This is a genomic window from Streptomyces sp. NBC_01176 (assembly GCF_045039825.1).
Lineage (GTDB): Bacteria > Actinomycetota > Actinomycetes > Streptomycetales > Streptomycetaceae > Streptomyces.
In genome coordinates this window covers 5,416,861-5,436,827 of the sequence record NZ_CP108600.1, presented here as the reverse complement: position 1 = coordinate 5,436,827, position 19,967 = coordinate 5,416,861, and the positions used below count along the sequence as shown (strand labels likewise).

The window sequence follows — 19,967 nt, the reverse complement described above, 5'->3', positions numbered from 1 at the left end:
CAACCGAACACGCCTTAAAACGAGAGTGAGCCCCTGCCGTGATGACAGAGGCTCAAAGTGGTGCAGGAAGCGGGACGGCCACCGCTCCAGTCGCAGATCATGATCTTCATACGTTGATGACGGCGCTGTCGCCGGACGGACGAGCCGAGGTGATGCGGCGGGGCGGGCGAGGGTGGTCAGCGCGGCGAACAGGTGCTGGATCCCGTCGCAGGTGAGCGGGATCAGGGGGCTGAGCATGTGGTCGACCACTTCACGGCCAGTGTGCCGGCGCCAGGGGCTCTCTCGTGTTGTCAGCGGCCCACAAGAGCTTCCACAACCTCACGCCGGCACCCCTCCGGGGCGTTGTGGCTGAACACCCTTGTGATCCCGGTCTTTCCAAGGCGGTCGGGGAAGAGCTCTTCCGCCATGGTGCGGATATCTCCCAGGTCCATGACCATTCCTGCCGCGCTCTCGTCCCTTCCCTTGCCCCAGGCCCAGACCCTGACTTGATAGGTGCGCAGGAACTCCCTACGGTCCTCCTGGTCCTTGACCGCCCAGACTTCCCCGTACTTCCTCCCCGTGGCCTTCAGATCCGGGTGCGCCCTGTCGGCTTCCTGCTTCGCCAGGAGAGCGACCCTTCCAGAAAGGCTCTTGTGCATACGACGGTAGGACTCCTCCTGTCCCTCTCCGTCGTACTCTCCTGACAGGAATTCAGTTTCAAGCTTCTCCAGACGCGCCTTTGCCGACTGCAGTTCCCCTGCCTGAGAGGGTCCGACTCCCGCCCTCTCGTACATGTCCCACGTACCCACGCTTCCCCGGATCTCCTGGTCGACCCATGCATCCAACACATCCGCACGGACGTAGAGACCCTGCACACAGGCTCCGCCCTTGAACTTGTTGGAGCAGCGGTAATACCTGTGACCAGGAACCTTCGTACCGTCTTTCCTGGTATGGCCGGAGCCCAGCAGAGAGGTGACCGGCGCTCCACATTCTCCACAGTGGGCAACACCGGAGAGGAGACTCTTAGCGCCGTTACGGCTTCCCGTGGAGACTCTTGCGGGATTCCCCGCGGGCTTGATCCGGTCCACCAGGTCTGTCCATTCATCCATCGTGGCCAGAGGGCGTACAGGGAGGATCACAGGCTCTCCGTCATCGCCCAGGACGGCTTCTCCCTTGTAGGTGTAGAACCCTGGCACCCAAGGGGAACGGATGAACTTGTTGATGATGGTGGACTGCCACTGAGTTCCTTTGGTGGCTTCCCCCTTCGACTTCCGCAGATGGTCACCCCACGTGAGGATTCCACGGGAGTTGAAGTCACGTGCGATCCGGTGTGTGGACTGACCCTCTCGGATGCGGGAGAAGATCTCTTCCACGTAGGGGGCGAACTCCTGGTCGATCTCCAGAATCTTGCGCTTCCCGCCTTCAACTGCCTTGATTCTGTAGCCAGTCGGCGGAGCACCTGTCAGCCACGAACGGTTCTCCAGGCGTGCCTGTACGCCGTTGATGATCCGGGCTTGGATCGTGTCCCACTCGGCCTCGGCGAAGACGGCCGTCATGCGCGCCATCATCTTTCCCGGAGGAGTGGAGAGGTCGAACCCCTCCTCCACGCACACGACGAACTTGCCGTTCCGCTGCGCCCACTCCAACAGTTCGCTGAAGTGCATCGAGCGTCGGGTGAGCCTGTCCATCCTAGCCGCGATCAGGACGTCGAACTCATCAGCCCTGGACGTGAGCCACCTGCCCAGCTTCGGACGCCTGAACGGGGAGACGGACCCTGAGATGTCCACGTCCTCCGCCTCCCCCACCAGGACACCGGACAGGAGCGGAGAGGCCACGTGGTGGCGGATCACGCCACGCTGCCACTCGATGGAGGTGGAGCCGTCCGCGTCGCCGGAGAGCCTGAGGCAGGAGAGGTAGCGCAGACCAGGTGTCATGGCAGCGAGGTTAGCCACCCTGTGCTTGATCGACCACCGACTTCGGACCGGTAGGCACGCCTGTCTGCTGATCGCTCGTACGCGTCGGGCAACCCCTGGGAAACTGCTCCGGACAGCACTGCGGCGGGCCGTCCGACCCGCCGGTACCAAGGCTGATGGCCCGGGGGCCACTGACAAGACGTCGCCTGACTGTTCCTTCGCGCTGGGAACTACCCTGGTCCGGTGCGTGACAAAACCCAACCGAATTCCGCGGAACCGGGTGACCGGCTGATCCGCGCCGGTGCTCTCGTGTTCTTTGCCGGTGCCGTGGCCACACTCGTCACCGTGGCCCCGCTGCTTCTCGACACCACACCCTTTCCGACCTACATGTTCGGATTGAGCATGCTCATGGGCGTCGGTTTCCTGATCGCCGGAGCCGGGGTGTTCCGGTCGGTCGCGGCCGGCCGCCGCCGGGCCCGCGCGGTTCAGGCGGGCGCGGCCTCGCGGTAGCCGCCCAGCCACGCCGGGAAGTGCGTCAGGTCGGTGAGGACGACGTCCGCGCCGGCCGCGCGCAGCTCCGCCGCGTCGCACGGCCCGGTGGCCACGGCGACGGAGTACGCGTCCGCGGTGCGCGCGCCGCGGACGTCGCCGGTGTGGTCACCGACGTACACGCCCGCGCCGTGCTCGCGCAGGGCCTCCGCCTTCCGCTCGGCCCACAGGTTGCCGACGACCGCGTCCGCGCCGATCCCCAGGTGCCTGAGGTGCAGCCTGGCGTTGGGCTCCCACTTCGCCGTGACGACGACGGCACGCCCGCCCGCCGCCCGCACCGCCTCGACGGCCTCGTGGGCACCCGGCATGGCGAGCGTGCCGGTGATGGCGTACTCGGGATACAGCTCGCGGTAGAGGTCGGCGACGGCCGGGACCCGCTCCGCCGGGAACCAGTTGACGAGTTCCTCCTCCAGCGGCGGTCCGAGCCGGGTGACGACGAGGTCGCAGTCGATGTACGTGTCCGTGCGTGCCGAGAGCGCCTGGTAGCAGGCGTGGATGCCGGGGCGGGAGTCGATCAGGGTCATGTCGAGGTCGAAGCCGACGGTCAGCCCGCGCGAGGGCATCGGTGCTATCTGCATATGGACCATTGTGCCCAGGCGGCCGCGGAGCGGTCCGGGGCGGCCCTGGGGTCCTGGGCTCCTGGGGCGGCCCGAGGCGCGGTCCGGGGTGCGAGGCCCTTCAGCGGCGGCGCTGGGAGCGCCACACCAGGTACAGCGCCGAGGCGACCGCCGCGCCGCGCACCACCCACGGCCAGGTCTCCGCGAGCGCCTCGTCCATGTGGCCCGCGGCGATCGGATCGCCCCAGCGGCCGTCCGTACGGCCCCACAGCCAGACGATGCCGGCCACGGCCACCAGGCCCGGCATGCCGAGGACGGCCCACTTCGACTCGTGGGGGCTCAGCCGGCGGGACGCGTAGGCGATGAGCCAGCCGAGCCCGAGCGCGAACCAGTTGCCGAGAGCGGCGCCCGCGACGAGGAGGACGGCGGCGAGCAGGAGCAGGGGGTTGCTCCACGTACGCGGGCGGGGGAGCCGCACCCGGGGCGTGCGGCCCTCCGCCTCGGTGACGGGGACCGCCTTCCCGGCCTTCGGCGCGCTCGTCGCCCGCACCGGTTGCGCCCGTGCCTTCCGCCACCGCCACGACGAGGCCGGTTTCGGCGCGGCGTTCGCCTCTTCACCGGAATCGGCGTCCGCTTCGACGCCGGCATCGGCATCGGTGGCGGAATCGGTGCCGGTGCCGGAATCGGCCTTCCGGGGCCTCGGCGGTGGTTTGAGCAGTCCGGGGATCTCCACGCCGCCCACGAAACCCGGTACTCCGTCCCCGAGTTCGAACGTCTCGCCCTCCACGCGCCACCAGTCCTGTGGGGTGGAGGCGTCGCCCGGTGCGTAGGAGCCGGCGTGGTGGGGCGGTGAGAGGCTGTCGCCGGTGGCGGCCTCGGTGCCGTCCGCGTCGGAGGTGCGCCGCGGCCTCGGGACGACCCTGCGCAGACCCTTCGGGCGGGACTCCGGTTCACCGGCGCGCTGGGTGGGCACGGCGGCCTGGGAGTCCGTGCCCGCCTCGGACGCGCCCTGACGGGCCGAGGTGACGATCTCGTCCGGTGTGCCCAGGCGGGAGAGGATGCGGCGGACGGCCGCCGGGTTGTCGACGGGAGCCTTCGACCGGCGGCGGTCGATCTCGTTGCGCAGCTCCGAGACGAGTCGCATCCGGGTGGCCGAGGGCAGCTGGCGCTGCTGGGCCAGGTCTCCGACGCGGCTCAGATAGTCGAATACGAGCTGGTCGCTCTCAATCCCCACGAAGTCCCCTCCGGGGCGCGTGCGTTGGATACCCCGTGGCCACGACGGTACCGTGTCGGGCCCCGTTCCCGGGGGCTGCCGCCCCCGGACCCCCGCATCGGCCTGGACGGCCTCGTCCTCAAGCGCCGGACGGGCTGGAGACGCGGGCCCGCGCCGAAAGGGTGCTGGAAGGCCGACGCCCGGCGTCATGTATTGCCGGGGCCCCGGGGTCACGTATTTCCGACGCCGGGGGTCATGTATTGCAGCCCGTCCGGCGTTTGAGGACGAGCCCTTCGGGCGATGCGGGGGTCCAGGGGGCGCGGCGCCCCTGGCGGGGGTCCGGGGGCGGAGCCCCCAGGGACGGGACGGGACGGGACGGGTCGGGTAGGGGCGGCGGGGGCGAGGAACCACTACCGTTGAGCGGATGAGGACAGAGGAGCAGCGCGACCCGGACCCCGCCCCGGCGGGCAACCCCCCGCGCTCACTGGCGGAAGCCCTCCGCACGAGGGACGACACCTCCCTGTCGACCCTCCTTCGCATCCGCCCGGATCTCATCACCCCCGTCCCCACCGACCTGACGCAGCTCGCCACCCGCGCCGGCACCCGCGCCTCGGTCGTCCGGGCCCTGGAGCGCCTGGACCGGTTCGCCCTGCAGACGGCGGAGGCACTGGCGGTGGCGTCGGACCCGGCGACGTACGACGAACTGATGGGCCTGATGGCGGGCGACGACCGCGACCCCGCGGTCACGGCGGCGTTCCCGCGCGCGCTCGCCACCCTGCGCGAGCAGGCCCTCGTCTGGGGCACCGACGACCGCCTCCGGCTCGTACGCACGGCGCGCGAGCTGCTCGCCCCGGCCCCCCAGCACCCCTCCCCCACCGGCCTCGGCCCGACGGTCGCCGAGGCCACGGCGGGCATGTCCCCGGGGCGTATCCAGGAGATCGTGGCCGCCTGCGGTCTGCCGACCACCCACGACTCCGTCTCCGCGGTGGCCTCGCTGGCCGCCCTGTTCACCGACCGGGAGCGGATGCGGGTGCTGCTCGACACGGCGCCCGCCGAGTCGCTGGAGGTCCTGTCACGGCTGGTGTGGGGGCCGCCGTACGGCCAGGTGACCGCCGATCCGGCGCGCCATCTGCGCTGGTTGATCGACCGTGCGCTGCTGCTGCCGACGGCGCCCGGCACGGTCGTCCTGCCCCGTGAGGTGGCCCTGCATCTGCGGGCGGGCCGCGCGCACCGGGAGACGGACCCGGTGGCACCCGCCCTCGAACCGGCCCGCACGCACCGTCCGCAGATGGTGGACACGACGGCGGCCGGCCAGGCCTACACCGCGCTCGCCACCGTCGAGGAACTGCTCAAGGACTGGCACGAGGGCGGGCCGTCCGTGCTGCGCGCGGGCGGTCTGAGCGTGCGGGACCTGAAGCGGACCGCGGTGGCGCTGGACGTGGTGGAACCGGTGGCAGCGTTCTGGGTCGAGCTCGCCTACGCGGCGGGGCTGCTGGCCTCGGACGGCGAGGCCGACGAACGGTACGCGGCGACGCCCGGTTACGACGAGTGGCTGGAGCTGCCCGCCGGTGAACGCTGGGCGCGGCTCGCCTCGGCGTGGCTGGCCGCGACCCGCACGGCCGGCCTGGTCGGCGGACGGGACTCCAAGGACCGTACGTTGTCGGCGCTGGGGCCGGGTCTGGACCGCTCCGCGGCCCCCGAGGTACGCCACCGGGTCCTCGCTCTCCTCGCCGGTCTCCCCGAGGGCTCCTCCGCCGTCCCGGACTCCGTCATCGCCCGGCTCCACTGGGAGCGTCCCCCGCGCGGCCCCCGGACCGCCGCCGGCGACGACCTGCGCGGTCGGCTGGCCCGCTGGACCCTGTCCGAGGCGGAGCTGCTGGGCGTCACCGGCCGAGGCGCGCTGTCGGCGCAGGGGCGGGCCCTGGTGGGCCTGCCGCCGGCGCCGGACCACGACACGGCGTCCGGGTCCGGGTCCGTCGGAGCCGGAAGAGGGGCGGGAGCAGGGGCCAAGCTTCCCGTCCACAGGCACCACCGCCCGGTCGCCGAACCGGCCGCCCTTCTCCCGCGCACCCCGGCCGAACAGGCCGCCGCCGCCGCACAGGCCGCCCGGATCCTCGGGCCGCTGCTCCCCGAGCCGCTGGACCACGTCCTCCTCCAGGCCGACCTGACCGCCGTCGCGCCCGGCCCCCTGGAACGCCCCCTGGCCGACACCCTCGGTGTGCTCGCGGACGTCGAGTCGAAGGGCGGGGCGACGGTCTACCGCTTCACCCCGGGGTCGGTACGGCGGGCCCTGGACGCGGGCCGTTCGGCCTCCGACCTGCACGCCTTCCTCGCCGCGCACTCCCGCACCCCGGTGCCGCAGCCGCTCGCCTATCTGATCGACGACGTGGCCCGCAGGCACGGCCATCTGCGGATCGGCGCGGCGTCGGCGTACGTCCGTTGCGACGACGACGCCCTGCTGAACGAGATCCTCGCCGACAAGCGTTCCCAGGGGCTGCGGCTCAGACGCCTCGCGCCCACCGTGCTCGCCGCGCAGGCCGATCCGGCGGCCCTGCTCGAGGGCCTGCGTTCCATGGGGTTCGCGCCGGCCGCCGAGTCCGCCGAGGGGGATGTGCTGATCACCCGCGCGCACGCCCACCGCACCCCGCCGCGCTCCGCCCCCGCCCCCGTCCCGGACGGCCCGCCGGTGCCCGACACCACGCTCCTGGACGCCGCGATCCGTGCCATCCGCGCCGGTGACCTGGCCTCCACGACCCCGCGCAAGGCGGCCCAGGCCGATCTGCCGGGCACCGGTGAGCTACCGCGCACCAGCTCCGCCGAGACCCTCGCCACCATGCAGGCCGCGGTCATGACCGGCGAGGCCGTGTGGATCGGGTACGTCAACGCCGAGGGCGCCGCCAGCCAGCGCGTGATCGCCCCGATCCGCGTCGAGGGCGGCTTCGTGACGGCCTACGACCACACGGCCGACGAGGTCCGCACCTATCCGCTGCACCGCGTCACGGGGGTCGCGGAGCTGGCGGACGACCAGCGGTGATCACCCGTTCGTAAGGCACACTTGAGGTTTGGCCGTGCGGAAGGGATAGGTACGTACGTGAACGGTCCCCTCATCGTCCAGTCCGACAAGACCCTGCTCCTGGAGGTCGACCACGAGCAGGCAGACGCCTGTCGCCGGGTCATCGCACCGTTCGCCGAGCTGGAGCGGGCGCCCGAGCACATCCACACCTACCGGGTGACACCGCTCGGGCTGTGGAACGCGCGGGCCGCGGGCCACGACGCCGAACAGGTCGTGGACGCCCTCGTCGAGTTCAGCCGCTACCCGGTGCCGCACGCGCTGCTCGTCGACATCGCCGAGACGATGGACCGCTACGGCCGGCTCACGCTCAGCAAGCATCCGGCGCACGGTCTCGTCCTGACCAGCACCGACCGGCCCGTTCTCGAAGAGGTGCTGCGGTCGAAGCGGATCGCGCCGCTGGTGGGCGCCCGGATCGACCCCGACACCGTGGCCGTGCACCCCTCCGAGCGCGGGCAGATCAAGCAGACGCTGCTGAAGCTGGGCTGGCCGGCCGAGGACCTCGCCGGGTACGTGGACGGCGAGGCGCACCCCATCGAGCTGGCCGAGGACGGATGGGCTCTGCGGCCGTACCAGAACCAGGCCGTGGAGAACTTCTGGCACGGCGGGTCCGGGGTCGTGGTGCTGCCCTGCGGTGCCGGCAAGACGCTCGTCGGCGCCGGGGCCATGGCGCAGGCCAAGGCCACCACCCTGATCCTCGTCACCAACACCGTCTCCGCCCGGCAGTGGAAGCACGAGCTGGTGAAGCGGACCTCGCTGACCGAGGACGAGATCGGCGAGTACAGCGGGACGCGCAAGGAGATCCGGCCGGTCACCATCGCGACCTACCAGGTGCTGACGACGAAGCGGAAGGGCGTCTATCCGCACCTCGAGCTCTTCGACTCCCGCGACTGGGGCCTGATCGTCTACGACGAGGTGCACCTGCTGCCCGCGCCGGTCTTCAAGTTCACCGCCGATCTCCAGGCGCGGCGCCGGCTGGGGCTCACCGCCACCCTGGTCCGTGAGGACGGGCGCGAGTCGGACGTCTTCTCGCTCATCGGACCGAAGCGGTTCGACGCGCCGTGGAAGGAGATCGAGGCGCAGGGTTACATCGCACCCGCGGACTGTGTGGAGGTGCGGGTCAACCTGACCGACTCCGAGCGGCTCGCGTACGCCACCGCCGAGGCCGAGGAGAAGTACCGCTTCTGCGCGACGACCGCGACCAAGCGGAAGGTGACGGAGGCGCTGGTACGGAAGTTCGCCGGGCAGCAGATCCTGGTGATCGGCCAGTACATCGACCAGCTCGACGAGCTGGGCGAGCATCTGGACGCGCCCGTCATCAAGGGCGAGACGAGCAACGCGCAGCGCGAGAAGCTGTTCGACGCGTTCCGTGAGGGCGAGATCAGCGTGCTCGTGGTCTCGAAGGTCGCCAACTTCTCCATCGACCTGCCGGAGGCGACCGTCGCCATCCAGGTGTCGGGCACCTTCGGGTCGCGCCAGGAGGAGGCCCAGCGGCTGGGACGGGTGCTGCGGCCGAAGGCCGACGGCCACCAGGCCCACTTCTACTCGGTCGTCGCCCGCGACACCATCGACCAGGACTTCGCCGCCCACCGGCAGCGGTTCCTGGCGGAGCAGGGGTACGCCTACCGGATCCTGGACGCGGACGAGCTGCTGGCCGACAGCTGAGCCAGCACCAGCAGCCCCAGCAGCGGGTACGGCGAGGCCAGCGGCTGCTGCCACCAGGGGAGCCGGAGGTCCAGGTCGCCCTGGTGCGGGATCAGCCAGAGGGTGCGGGCCGTGAAGACCGCGGCGACGGCGGCGGCCGGACGCGGACCGTGTCCGGCGTACAGCACGGCGATCAGCGGCACGCACCACACCCAGTGGTGCGACCAGCTGATGGGTGAGACCAGAAGGGCCGTGAACGCGGTGCCGAGCACCCCCCAGCGGTCGGGATGCGGACCGGCGGCCGGGGCGGGCCGTCCGCCGCGCACGGGGACGCGATCCGGGGCGTACGTGGTCCTCGACCCGTAGGTGGCCGGGGAAACGGGCACGGTCTCCGGGGCGTGCGGGGGCCGCGACATGTGCGGGGGGCCGGAGGTGTACGGGAGCCCGGACGTGCACGGGATCCCTGAAGCATGCGGGGGCTCGGAGGCGTACATCGTCGCGGAGGTGTGCGGGGCCTTCGCGGCGCGCTGGGCCCGGGCCGCGTACGGGCTCTGCTCGGGGGACGGGTCCCTCTCGGCGTACGGGCTCTGCTCGGCGTAGGGGCCCTCGTCGGCGTGCGGCGCGCGGGCCGCGTGCGCGCTCTTCGCGGCGGTGGTGGTGCGGGTGCAGGACAGCCAGAGGCCCGCGCAGCCCACGGCGGCGGCCGGCAGGGCCCACGCCGGTCCCGGTGACGGCTCTCCCAGCATGCGGGCGATCAGCCCCTGGAGCGACTGGTTGTCGACGATCCACGGCTTGCCGACGCGGCCGGTCTCGTAGAGCCGCCGGGTCCAGAAGTCCACGCTGGCTGCGGGCAGCACGAACGCGCCCAGCAGCACGGTCCCGGCGAAGGTGCCCGCGGCCGTGCCCGCCTCCCGGCGGCGGCCCGTGCACAGCAGATACGCGATGAACGCGACGGGGGTCAGCTTCACCCCGGCCGCGATCCCGAGCGCGACACCCTTGCCGCGGGCGCCGGGCGGCCGGGACAGGTCCCACAGGATCAGACAGACGAGGGCGAGATTGATCTGGCCGAAAAGGACGCTCTGGAAGACGGGTTCGAGCCACAGGGTGAGCGCGGTGGCGGCACAGACCGCGGGGAGCCGGGCGGAAAGGCCCGCGAGGCGGAAGGAGAGCCGTACGAGCACCGCCAGCAGGACCGCGTTCCCGAGGACGAAGACCACCTTCAGGGTGGGCGGAGCGAGCCAGGCGGCCGGGACGAACAGGAGCGCCGCGAAGGGCGGGTACGTGGCGGGCAGCCGCCACTCGGTGACGGTGAATCCGTAGAGGTCCGTGCCGTGCGCGACGGCCGCGCCCTCGGCCCGGTAGACGAGCGCGTCGGCCATGGGAGCGCGCTGGAGGACGCACAGCGCGGCGAAGGCGGCGAGGGAGACGGCGAGCAGGGCGGCCGCGGCGGCGCTCGCGAGCGGGCGGCCGGCGTCGGCTCCGGTGGGTGAGCGAGTGATCACGTTCCGCTGAAGCACGGGGTGACCCTAGTGCCGCGGCACTTCGCTCCGGCGTACGGCTCACCGCGGTGGGCGGGGCGTACGACAGCGGCGGTGGCCGCGGCTCAGTGGCGCCGTACGCCCGCCTCCTCTCCGTACTCGCCGAGGATGACCACGTCGACCGCCGCGCCCGCGAAGACCTTGACGGCGCGCAGGGCGTCGCCGAGGAGGTGGCGGTGATGACCGACGGAGAAGGCGGTCGCACCGCGGGCGGCGGGACCGTGCTGGGCTGGACCTGGGGTGAAAGTGGCTGCGCTCATGTATCCATCATGGGAGCGTCCGCCCCTTATGGCGTCGGTCCATGGACCGAACCTCGGCGCCCCCTCGTACGCCCCCGGGCCTCCGTGTGTCCGCCTCACGACGGACGGCGACCCCTAGGGATCCGGGCTCCGCGACCCTGACACCGCCGGCCCACGCCCCCGGCGCCGTGGAACCCGCCGCCCCGGCGCCACGAAAAAACCGGTTGGCCCGTGTCCGCCCCCCTGACCTAGAATCTCCGCTCTTGCCCGCCTCCCTCGACGGAGTGCCGCCGCCCGGACGGAAACCGGCCGGCTCCCAGGAACATCCAGGATCCAGTCACGCCGCAGGTCTCCGGAGGCAGCCCCCGTGTCCACCCCGCCCGCCGACCCCCACGCCGACCACGCCGACCACGCCGACCGCTCCGGCCGTGGTCCGGACACCCAGGACGATCCCCTGCTGCGCGAGCGCACCCACCTCGGAGAGTCCCGCGCGGCGCTGCGCGCGATGCGCGAGGACGTGGAGAACCTCGACATCCGCGACGTCACCGCGAACTGGGTCAACGCCGCGGTGCTCCAGCGCCAGATGGACGAGCGGATCAGGGCCCTCGCCGATCTCCGTCACACCCCGCTGTTCTTCGGCCGTCTCGACTACCTGCATGCGCCCGGCGCCGACAGGGCGGAGGGTGCCGAGGGTGAGCGTTTCTACATCGGGCGGCGGCATGTGCACGACGCCGAGGGCGACCCGATGGTCATCGACTGGCGCGCCCCGGTGTCACAGCCGTTCTACCGGGCCTCGAAGAAGGACCCGATGGACGTCGGGCTGCGCCGCCGCTTCGGGTACACCGGCGGCGACCTCACGGCGTACGAGGACGAGCACCTCTCCGACCCCTCCGAGACCGCGGCCACCAGCAAGCTGCTCCAGCAGGAGATCGAGCGGCCGCGCGTCGGCCCGATGCGCGACATCGTGGCGACCATCCAGCCCGAGCAGGACGAGATCGTCCGCAGCGGGCTGAGCGGAAGCGTGTGCGTCCAGGGAGGTCCCGGCACCGGGAAGACCGCCGTCGGCCTGCACCGCGTCGCCTATCTCCTCTACGCCCACCGGGAACGGCTGGCCCGCACCGGCACCCTCGTCATCGGGCCGAACAAGTCCTTCCTGCACTACATCGAGCAGGTGCTGCCCGCCCTGGGCGAGCTGGAGGTCAAGCAGGCCACGGTCGACGACCTCGTCGCCCATGTGGAGGTGCGCGGCGCCGACGCGGCCACCGCCGCCGTCATCAAGGGCGACGCGCGGATGGCCGAGGTGCTGCGGCGCGCGGTGCGCGCGCACGTGACAGCGCCGAGCGAGCCGGTCGTCGTGGTGCGCGGCTCCCGGCGCTGGCGGGTACCGGCGTACGAACTGGAGGAGATCGTCCGGGAGTTGCTGGACCGCGACATCCGGTACGGCGCCGCCCGCGAGGCCCTTCCGCAACGGATCGCGCACGCCGTGCTGGTGCAGATGGAGCGGGCCGGGGAGGCACCGGACGACCGGGTGCAGGACGCCGTCGCCCGTGACAGCGCGGTGAAGGCGGCCGTGAAGGCGATCTGGCCGCCCGTCGACCCGGCCCGGCTGGTCCTGCGGCTGCTCACCGACGCGGACTTCCTCGCCCTGCACGCCGAGGGTGTCCTCGACGCGGACGAGCAGAAGGAGATCCTCTGGGCGAAGCCGGCCCGGTCCGTGAAGGCCGCCAAGTGGTCCCCCGCGGACACCGTGCTGATCGACGAGGCGACCGACCTCGTACAGCGCACGCACTCCCTCGGACACGTGGTGCTCGACGAGGCGCAGGACCTCTCCCCTATGCAGTACCGCGCCGTGGGCCGCCGGTGCACGACGGGTTCGGCGACCGTGCTGGGCGACCTCGCGCAGGGCACCACCCCCTGGGCGACCCGGAGCTGGGGCGAGGCGCTCGCCCATCTCGGCAAGGAGGAGGCCGTCGTCGAGGAGCTGACGGCGGGCTTCCGTGTCCCCACCGACGTCATCAGCTACGCCTCCCGGCTGCTGCCGCACATCGCGCCGGGGCTGACCCCGGTGGCGTCGGTCCGTGAGAACCCGGGCTTCTTCGAGCTGCGGGCCATCGCGACGGACCCCGAAGTGGTCGACTCCTGCCGGGAGTTGCTGCGCCAGGAGGGCTCGGTCGGGCTCATCGCCGCCGACGCCCGCGTGCCGGCGCTCGCCGAGGCGCTGACCGCCGCCGGTCTGACGTATCTCGGTCCGGGCGAGGAGACGACCCCGGACACCCGGCTGACGCTCGTCCCGGCCTCCCTGGCCAAGGGCCTGGAGTACGACTACGTGGTCCTGGACGAGCCGCGGGCCGTGGTCGACGGCGAACCGGACGAGCGGACCGGGCTGCGCCGTCTGTACGTGGCGCTGACCCGCGCGGTCTCGGGACTGATCGTGACCCACGCGGCGCCGCTGCCATCCCAACTGAGCTAGCCCGGCGGGCCTCGGGAACGGGAACGCGGGGACGGCGGGTCCCGGCGCGTCCGACGCCGACCGGGGGAACCGCCCCTACGCGTCCAGCGCCGCCCGCCACTGCCGTACCGCGTCCGCGGACACCGGGGTCTCCCACCCGCCGGGCCGGGCCGCTCCACCGATGTGGAAGGCGTCGACCCCCGCGGCGCGCAGCCTGGGCACGTGGTCGAGGCGCAGGCCGCCGCCGACCATGACGCGCGGCTCGTAGCCGGGCTCGCCGGCCCGGGCGGTCTCGGCGAGCAGGGTGGGGAACCCGTCGTCGACGCCGTCCGGCGAACCCGCCGTCAGATAGGCGTCCAGGCCCGGCAGTTCGGCGAGCTGCTTGCGCAGCGAGTCACGGTCGGCGGCGCGGTCGATGGCGCGGTGGAAGGTCCAGGGGCAGCCGTCCAGTTCGACGACGATCCGCTCCACGGCGGACAGGTCGGGTCCGCCGTGCTCGTCGAGGAAGCCGAGGACGAACTCGTCGGCCCCCGCGGTCCGCATCTCCCCCGCCACGCGGACGAGCGCGTCGACGTCCCCGGCCGCGAAACCGTCGGCCAGTCTGAGCATCACGCGCAGCGAGATGTCGACGGCGGCGCGGATCCCGGCGAAGGTCTCCACCGCCGGGGTCAGCCCATCGGCGGCCATGTCGGTGACCAGCTCCAGCCGGTCCGCGCCTCCGTCCTGGGCGGCGACCGCGTCCTCCACGCCGAGGGCGATCACCTCCAGGGCCGCACGCCTGTGCTCACTCATAGGACCTCTTCCCTCGGACGGCTACTACAGGTCTAGTCCAATCCCAAGCGTACGCCGGGAACAGCCACCGCCGCGAGAAGATCCCCCGAGGGCGTCCCCGCCGCACCCTGTGGTCCGCCGCCCCGGCGCGGGAGAATGCGCACATGCCCGACCTCGACGCGTTGCGCGCCCGCTGGACCCATGCCCTGGAAGGCGCCCGCCCGCCCGGCGGACCCGACCCGGCCCCGTACGCGGACAACCTCCTCGCCCGCTGGCAGGAGCCGCAGCGCCGGTACCACTCCATCGCGCATCTCATGGCGGTCCTCGACCACATCGATCTGCTGGAGAAGTACGCGGACGATCCGGACCTGGTACGCCTGGCCGCCTGGTTCCACGACGCCGTCTACCATCCGGACCGCTCCGAGAACGAGGAACGGTCCGCCCGGCTCGCCGAACGCGCCCTCGCCGAACTGGGCGGCGACGCGTCGCGCACGCGGGAGGTCGCCCGTCTCGTCCGCCTCACCGTCACCCACGACCCCGCCCCCGACGACCGCAACGGCGCGGTCCTCTGCGACGCCGACCTCGCCGTCCTGGCCTCGCCGCCGGGCGCCTACGCCGCCTACACCGCCGCGGTCCGCGAGGAGTACGCCTTCGTCCCGGACGAGGCCTTCCGCGTGGGCCGGGCGGCGGTGCTGCGCGAACTCCTCGACCTGCCACAGCTGTTCCGGACGCCGTACGGACAGCGGGAGTGGGAGGAGCGGGCCCGGCACAACGTCGGGCACGAGCTGGGCCGGCTGGATCCGGCCGCGCCCGGCGGGGCCGGCGCATGACCGGCGCGCGTACCCGTATGCCGCTCGCCGTCCACATCCTCGCCCTCTCCGTCTTCGCCCTCGGGACCAGCGAGTTCATGCTCTCGGGGCTACTGCCGCCGATCGCCGACGACATGGGCGTCACCATCCCGCGGGCGGGCCTGCTGATATCGGCGTTCGCCGTCGGGATGGTCGTCGGGGCGCCGCTGCTCGCCGTGGCCACCCTGCGGCTGCCGCGCCGCACCACCCTCGTCGCGCTCCTCGCCGTGTTCGGTCTCGGGCAGGTCGCGGGGGCGCTCGCTCCGACGTACACCGTGCTCTTCGCCTCCCGCGTGGTGAGCGCGCTGGCCTGCGCGGGCTTCTGGGCTGTCGGCGCGGCGGTGGCGATAGCGATGGTCCCGCGGACCGCCCGGGCCCGCGCCCTCTCGGTGATGATCGGCGGGCTCTCCATCGCGAACGTCCTGGGCGTCCCGGCCGGCGCGTTCCTCGGGGAGCACCTGGGCTGGCGCTCCGCGTTCTGGGCCGTCGGCGCCGCCTCGGCGATCGCCCTGGTGGGCGTCGTCACCCTGATCCCGCGCATCCCGCCGCCGGCCGAGAAGCCACGGCTGCGGCGGGAGGTGGTCGTCTACCGCGACACGCAGGTCTGGCTCGCCGTCTCCGTCGTGATGCTCTCCGCGGGCGGCGTCTTCTGCGCGTTCAGCTATCTCTCGCCGCTGCTCACCGACGTCGCCGGGCTCGACGACGGCTGGGTGCCCGGCGTCCTGGCGCTGTTCGGGGTCGGCGCGTTCATCGGTACGACGATCGGCGGCCGGATCGCCGACGCGCACCTGTTCGGGGTGCTCCTCACCGGTATCGCCGCCTCCGCCTCCGTCCTCGTCGCGCTCGCCCTGCTCGGGCAGTTCGCGATCGCGGCCGTCACCCTCTCCTTCCTGCTCGGCGTCTCCTGCTTCGGCACCGCCCCGGCGCTCAACGCCCGCCTGTTCGACCTCGCCGGTGCCGCCCCCACCCTGGCCGGCGCCACCACGACGGCCGCCTTCAACCTCGGCAACGCGGGAGGCCCCTGGGTCGGCGGCGCGGTCATCGACGCGGGCCTCGGGTACACCGCGACGGCCTGGGCGGGCGCCGCGATGACGGTGGCCGGGATGGCCGTGGCGGCGGTCTCGCTGCGACTGCACCGGCGGGGCGGGCCGTCCCGCGTGGTGGCGGCCGGAAACGCGAACAATCCAGTACGCACACAGGCCTGAGCGCACTTATCCTCACCCGCATGCGAGACATGGGTGGGGACCAGGTGCAGGAAGCCGTCGCCGGGGCCGTGGCACTGCTGCGGACGGTGACCGGACAGGACTGGGACGGGGTCCGGGCGGGCCGTCTGGAGTGGAGCTGCCGCAGGACGGCCGAGCACATCGCGTCCGACCTCATCGCGTACGCGGGCCAGTTGGCGGGCCGCGCGACCGGGGCCTATCTGCCGTTCGAGATCGTCATGGACGACGGCACCGACGCAGCGGCCGTCGTCGACGTGATCGAGGCGACCGGCACGCTGCTGGCCGCCGCCGTCCGTACGGCACCCCGCGAACTGCGCGCCTTCCACCCGTACCCGTTCCGCAGCGCCGGCCGCGAGGGCTTCGCCGCGATGGGCGTCACCGAGGTGCTGGTGCACACGCACGACATCGCACAGGGGCTGGGGGTCGCCTACGAGCCCCCGGCCGAGCTGTGCGAGGACGTCCTCGCCCGGATCTTCCCGCAGGTGCGGCCCGGCCACGCCCCCTGGCCCACCCTGCTGTGGGCGACCGGCCGCGGCGGACTGCCGGACCGCGCCCCGCTCACCGAGTGGCGCTGGAACAACAACCTGGTGATCGAGGCCGAGCGGCTCACCCTGCAGGGCGTCACGCCCGCGGCCGCCGCCGATCTGCTCGCCGGCGGCACGGGCGGCTTCCGGTGGATCGAGGGCGGCCCCTTCGAGGGCACCCGGGACGCCGCCGGGATGATCGTGAAGGGGTACGAGGCGGGCGTGCACCGCCCGGAGTGGGGCATGTTCGTGCTCGTACGGACCGCGGACGGCCTGGCCGTCGGCGCCCTGGGCTTCCACGGCGCACCCGACGAGGAGGGCCGCGCCGAGGTCGGCTACGACCTCACGGAGGGCGCCCGCGGTCACGGCTACGCGACCGAGGCGCTCGGCGCCCTCGCCGCCCAGTACCTCGCCCGCGACGACGTCAAGGTCCTCTTCGCGGTCATAGACAGGGACAACGCCGCCTCCCAACGGGTCGTCGCACGCGCCGGTTTCACCCGGGTGAGCGAGGACGCCGGTCAGTACGCGTACGAGCTGGCCGGCCCCGACCCGGCCCTGCGGGTGTACGCCCGCGAGCACTGACCCGCGCCCACGGACGCGGTCCCGTCCGCCCCGCGTCATCCGCCGCGCCCGGCCCACGCTCCTCCGGAACACCGGGGCCGGCCCCGATGACGGTCACCGGCCGACGGCACACCCGTGGACCCGCTCCTCACCGGCCGGCGTGCTTGCGCCGGCGCAGCCCCGCCCCGTGCAGCAGCCGCACCACCTCGCGGCTGCCGACCTCCACCGCGCCGGCGCGCACGGCGTCCGCGTAGCGGTGTGCCGGGAGGTCGTAGTGGTCGCGTTCGAAGGCCCGCGACGGGACGCCGAGTCCGGCCGCGAACCGGTGCAGTTCGTCGTACGACAGGTCGCTGATCAGGTGGGACCACAGGCGGCCGTGGCCCGGCCAGGTGGGCGGGTCGATGTAGACGGTCACGAGGACGGGGTGTCGCCGGCGGCGGATCCCAGGGTGCCCACCGAGGCGACCTTCACACCGGCCTTGTGGCACACCCAGTGCGGGTCGGGCCCCAACTCGGGCTCCACGTCGAGCGCGTGCGGGTCCCCGGAGCCGCAGACCGGGCACAGCGGCCACCGCCCGTAGCGCTCCAGGAGCGCGTCCTGGACGTCCTGGGCGACCAGCCCGGCGACATAGCCGACGCCCTCCGGCCACTGCTCGACCCACCAGCGGCGCTGCACCACCGAGTCCTCGACGAGCGAGACGACGTCCGCCTCGGCCACCTCCCCGGCGACCAGGTCCGCCAGGACGAGGGCACGGGCCGCGTGCAACGCCTGCTCCAGGGGGCTGATGGGATCACTGTGGGGGGGCATGCACCCATTGTGCGCACTCTTGACCGGATACCCCAGCAGAAAATATCTTTCAGAGGTGACCCAAGAAGTGAAGGAAATTTTCGCCGGTGAGGCCCCGCCCGCTCCGGCCGCCCTCGCGGCCAAGGTGCGGACGCTGGCCCCGTCGATGACCCGCTCCATGCAGCGGGTGGCCGAGGCCGTCGCCGCGGACCCGGCCGGCTGCGCGTCCCTCACGGTCACCGGCCTCGCCGAGCTCACCGGCACCAGCGAGGCGACGGTCGTGCGCACCGCCCGCCTCCTGGGCTACCCCGGCTACCGCGATCTGCGCCTGGCGCTCGCGGGCCTCGCCGCCCAACAGCAGTCGGGCCGCGCCCCCGCGGTCACCGCCGACATAGCGGTCGACGACCCGATCGCCGACGTCGTCGCCAAGCTCGCCTACGACGAGCAGCAGACCCTCGCCGACACCGCGGCCGGGCTCGACACGGTCCAGCTCGGCGCAGCCGTCACCGCGCTCGCCGCCGCCCGCCGCGTCGACATCTACGGGGTCGGCGCGTCCGGCCTCGTCGCCCAGGACCTCGCCCAGAAGCTCCTGCGCATCGGGCTGATAGCCCACCCGCACAGCGACCCGCACCTCGCCGTCACCAACGCGGTGCAGCTGCGCGCCAAGGACGTGGCCGTCGCGATCACCCACTCCGGCTCCACCGGCGACGTCATCGAGCCGCTCCGGGTCGCCTTCGAACGCGGGGCGACCACGATCGCGATCACCGGCCGCCCGGACGGGCCCGTGACGCAGTACGCGGACCACATCCTCACCACCTCCACGGCCCGCGAGAGCGAGCTGCGTCCGGCGGCGATGTCCTCGCGCACCAGCCAGCTGCTGGTGGTCGACTGCCTGTTCGTGGGGGTCGCCCAGCGGACGTACGAGACGGCGGCGCCCGCGCTGGCCGCGTCGTACGAGGCGCTGGCGCACCGGCACACCCCCAGGGGGCGTACGCGGTAGCGCGCCACCGCAGGCCGGGAAGGACCGAAGGCCGTACGAGAACCCCGGACCGTTCCCGCCCGGCCCGCCCACGCGACCGAGCCGCACGAGTCACAGCCCAGCGCCCCCGAAGGGCACCCCCTTGTCACCCCGCACCGGAAAGAGCCGCTCCACATGACCTCCACCGCCGACGCCTCCTCCAACTACCGCGATCTGCGTGCCGAGCTGGAGACGCTGACCACCGAGGCGTTCCGCCCCGAACTCTCCGAGATCGACCGGCTGCCCACGCTGGAGATCGCGCAGCTCATGAACGCCGAGGACGCGACCGTGCCGGCGGCCGTCGCGGACCGGCTCCCCCTCATCGCCGCCGCGATCGACGACATCGCGGAGCGGATGTCCCGCGGCGGCCGGCTGATCTACGCGGGCGCGGGCACCGCGGGCCGCCTCGGAATCCTGGACGCCTCCGAGTGCCCGCCCACCTTCAACACCGACCCGTCCGAGGTCGTGGGCCTCATCGCGGGCGGCCCCGGCGCCATGGTCACCTCGGTCGAGGGTGCCGAGGACTCCAGGGAGCTGGCGGCGGCCGACCTGGAGGCGCTCTCCCTGACCCCCGACGACACGGTGGTCGGCATCTCCGCCTCCGGCCGCACCCCGTACGCCGTCGGCGCCGTCGAACACGCCCGCGCACGCGGCGCGTTGACCATCGGCCTGTCCTGCAACGCGCACAGCGCCCTCGCGGCCGCCGCCGAACACGGCATCGAGATCGTCGTCGGCCCGGAGCTGCTGACGGGCTCCACCCGTCTGAAGGCGGGCACGGCCCAGAAACTCGTCCTCAACATGTTCTCGACGATCACGATGATCCGGCTCGGCAAGACGTACGGGAACCTGATGGTCGACGTCCGCGCCTCGAACGAGAAGCTCCGCGCCCGCTCCCGGCGCATCGTCGCGCTGGCGACCGGCGCCTCGGACGAGGAGATCGAGCAGGCCCTCGCGGCCACCGACGGAGAGGTGAAGAACGCCATCCTCGCCCTCCTCGGCGGGGTGGACGGACCCACGGCGGCCCGCCTCCTGGAGGAGAGCGACGGCCACCTGCGCGCGGCGCTCGCGGCGGCACCCCGCTGAGC

At 72.9% G+C, this 19,967-nt stretch carries 16 protein-coding genes and 2 pseudogenes; 9 read left to right on the top strand and 9 right to left on the bottom strand.

All coding sequences use genetic code 11. From position 1 onward, the window contains the following. Positions 1-290: 290 nt before the first annotated feature. Positions 291-1,913, bottom strand: a complete 1,623-nt coding sequence (locus tag OG199_RS23505) for a recombinase family protein (RefSeq protein WP_405831112.1) — start codon at positions 1,911-1,913, stop codon at positions 291-293. A 222-nt stretch (positions 1,914-2,135) separates the two neighbouring features. Between OG199_RS23505 and OG199_RS23500 the strand changes: the two genes are divergently transcribed. Next, positions 2,136-2,402 (top strand): hypothetical protein, encoded by a 267-nt coding sequence (locus tag OG199_RS23500; protein ID WP_356808077.1) that lies wholly within the window; start codon positions 2,136-2,138, stop codon positions 2,400-2,402. Here OG199_RS23500 and OG199_RS23495 read toward each other — a convergent pair. Together OG199_RS23495 and OG199_RS23490 are read right to left on the bottom strand one after the other, a co-directional pair. Continuing rightward, positions 2,378-3,019, bottom strand: coding sequence for an HAD family hydrolase (locus tag OG199_RS23495; protein ID WP_401800342.1), 642 nt, complete (start codon positions 3,017-3,019; stop codon positions 2,378-2,380). The two genes, OG199_RS23500 and OG199_RS23495, sit on opposite strands and share 25 nt — an antisense overlap. 100 nt (positions 3,020-3,119) lie before the next feature. Continuing rightward, positions 3,120-4,232 (bottom strand): hypothetical protein, encoded by a 1,113-nt coding sequence (locus OG199_RS23490; protein ID WP_405831109.1) that lies wholly within the window; start codon positions 4,230-4,232, stop codon positions 3,120-3,122. Positions 4,233-4,635: 403 nt separating this feature from the next. Between OG199_RS23490 and OG199_RS23485 the strand changes: the two genes are divergently transcribed. Then, positions 4,636-7,245, top strand: a complete 2,610-nt coding sequence (locus OG199_RS23485) for a helicase-associated domain-containing protein (protein ID WP_405831108.1) — start codon at positions 4,636-4,638, stop codon at positions 7,243-7,245. A gap of 57 nt (positions 7,246-7,302) precedes the next feature. Continuing rightward, a complete protein-coding gene (locus OG199_RS23480; protein ID WP_266699937.1) occupies positions 7,303-8,946 on the top strand; it encodes a DNA repair helicase XPB in 1,644 nt (547 codons plus the stop codon). On the opposite strand, the pseudogene OG199_RS23475 reads toward OG199_RS23480, so the two are convergent. From OG199_RS23475 to OG199_RS23465, 3 genes and pseudogenes are all read right to left on the bottom strand, one after another. Next, positions 8,904-9,218: pseudogene (locus OG199_RS23475) on the bottom strand (transferase); the annotation flags it as partial. The gene OG199_RS23480 and the pseudogene OG199_RS23475 sit on opposite strands and share 43 nt — an antisense overlap. A gap of 375 nt (positions 9,219-9,593) precedes the next feature. Further along, positions 9,594-10,361, bottom strand: a pseudogene (locus OG199_RS23470) (glycosyltransferase 87 family protein); the annotation flags it as partial. Positions 10,362-10,528: 167 nt separating this feature from the next. Then, positions 10,529-10,723 carry a hypothetical protein gene (locus OG199_RS23465; protein WP_356802157.1) on the bottom strand — a complete coding sequence of 65 codons (195 nt, stop codon included), beginning with the start codon at positions 10,721-10,723 and terminating at the stop codon, positions 10,529-10,531. A gap of 346 nt (positions 10,724-11,069) precedes the next feature. Here OG199_RS23465 and OG199_RS23460 point away from each other — a divergent pair, with 346 nt between their 5' ends. After that, a complete protein-coding gene (locus tag OG199_RS23460) occupies positions 11,070-13,172 on the top strand; it encodes a HelD family protein (RefSeq protein ID WP_401800335.1) in 2,103 nt (700 codons plus the stop codon). A 75-nt stretch (positions 13,173-13,247) separates the two neighbouring features. Here OG199_RS23460 and OG199_RS23455 read toward each other — a convergent pair whose 3' ends face one another. Continuing rightward, complete coding sequence (locus OG199_RS23455; RefSeq protein WP_356802158.1) at positions 13,248-13,943, bottom strand: copper homeostasis protein CutC; 696 nt, start codon at positions 13,941-13,943, stop codon at positions 13,248-13,250. 143 nt (positions 13,944-14,086) lie between these two features. Between OG199_RS23455 and OG199_RS23450 the strand changes: the two genes are divergently transcribed. Genes OG199_RS23450 through OG199_RS23440 form a run of 3 tightly spaced genes read left to right on the top strand, consistent with a single transcriptional unit; the run spans position 14,087 to position 17,099 of the window. Beyond that, complete coding sequence (locus OG199_RS23450) at positions 14,087-14,752, top strand: hypothetical protein (RefSeq protein WP_405831105.1); 666 nt, start codon at positions 14,087-14,089, stop codon at positions 14,750-14,752. A 17-nt stretch (positions 14,753-14,769) separates the two neighbouring features. Beyond that, the gene (locus OG199_RS23445; RefSeq protein WP_405834646.1) at positions 14,770-15,975 is read left to right on the top strand and encodes a Cmx/CmrA family chloramphenicol efflux MFS transporter; all 1,206 of its coding nucleotides are present in this window, start codon (positions 14,770-14,772) and stop codon (positions 15,973-15,975) included. A gap of 20 nt (positions 15,976-15,995) precedes the next feature. Then, the gene (locus OG199_RS23440) at positions 15,996-17,099 is read left to right on the top strand and encodes a GNAT family N-acetyltransferase (RefSeq protein WP_405831103.1); all 1,104 of its coding nucleotides are present in this window, start codon (positions 15,996-15,998) and stop codon (positions 17,097-17,099) included. A 127-nt stretch (positions 17,100-17,226) separates the two neighbouring features. Here OG199_RS23440 and OG199_RS23435 read toward each other — a convergent pair whose 3' ends face one another. Continuing rightward, positions 17,227-17,493, bottom strand: a complete 267-nt coding sequence (locus tag OG199_RS23435) for a DUF4031 domain-containing protein (RefSeq protein WP_356802163.1) — start codon at positions 17,491-17,493, stop codon at positions 17,227-17,229. Further along, positions 17,490-17,885, bottom strand: a complete 396-nt coding sequence (locus OG199_RS23430; RefSeq protein ID WP_405831101.1) for a hypothetical protein — start codon at positions 17,883-17,885, stop codon at positions 17,490-17,492. Before OG199_RS23430 ends, OG199_RS23435 begins: the two co-directional genes overlap by 4 nt. Before the next feature lie 55 nt (positions 17,886-17,940). On the opposite strand from OG199_RS23430, the gene OG199_RS23425 reads away from it, so the two are divergent. Next, entirely contained in the window at positions 17,941-18,864 is a 924-nt protein-coding gene (locus OG199_RS23425) for a MurR/RpiR family transcriptional regulator (protein WP_356802166.1), read from the top strand. A gap of 153 nt (positions 18,865-19,017) precedes the next feature. Next, positions 19,018-19,965, top strand: coding sequence for an N-acetylmuramic acid 6-phosphate etherase (gene murQ, locus OG199_RS23420; protein WP_356802167.1), 948 nt, complete (start codon positions 19,018-19,020; stop codon positions 19,963-19,965). Positions 19,966-19,967 lie beyond the last annotated feature (2 nt).

Excerpts from the sequence above, each read along its gene's own strand:
- OG199_RS23445 (WP_405834646.1), top strand. The coding sequence starts at position 14,770 with ATGCCGCTCGCCGTCCACATCCTCGCCCTCTCCGTCTTCGCCCTCGGG.
- OG199_RS23495 (WP_401800342.1), bottom strand. The coding sequence starts at position 3,019 with ATGCAGATAGCACCGATGCCCTCGCGCGGGCTGACCGTCGGCTTCGAC.
- murQ (WP_356802167.1), top strand. The coding sequence starts at position 19,018 with ATGACCTCCACCGCCGACGCCTCCTCCAACTACCGCGATCTGCGTGCC.
- OG199_RS23455 (WP_356802158.1), bottom strand. The coding sequence starts at position 13,943 with ATGAGTGAGCACAGGCGTGCGGCCCTGGAGGTGATCGCCCTCGGCGTG.
- OG199_RS23450 (WP_405831105.1), top strand. The coding sequence starts at position 14,087 with ATGCCCGACCTCGACGCGTTGCGCGCCCGCTGGACCCATGCCCTGGAA.
- OG199_RS23485 (WP_405831108.1), top strand. The coding sequence starts at position 4,636 with ATGAGGACAGAGGAGCAGCGCGACCCGGACCCCGCCCCGGCGGGCAAC.
- OG199_RS23440 (WP_405831103.1), top strand. The coding sequence starts at position 15,996 with ATGCGAGACATGGGTGGGGACCAGGTGCAGGAAGCCGTCGCCGGGGCC.
- OG199_RS23465 (WP_356802157.1), bottom strand. The coding sequence starts at position 10,723 with ATGAGCGCAGCCACTTTCACCCCAGGTCCAGCCCAGCACGGTCCCGCC.
- OG199_RS23505 (WP_405831112.1), bottom strand. The coding sequence starts at position 1,913 with ATGACACCTGGTCTGCGCTACCTCTCCTGCCTCAGGCTCTCCGGCGAC.
- OG199_RS23430 (WP_405831101.1), bottom strand. The coding sequence starts at position 17,885 with ATGCCCCCCCACAGTGATCCCATCAGCCCCCTGGAGCAGGCGTTGCAC.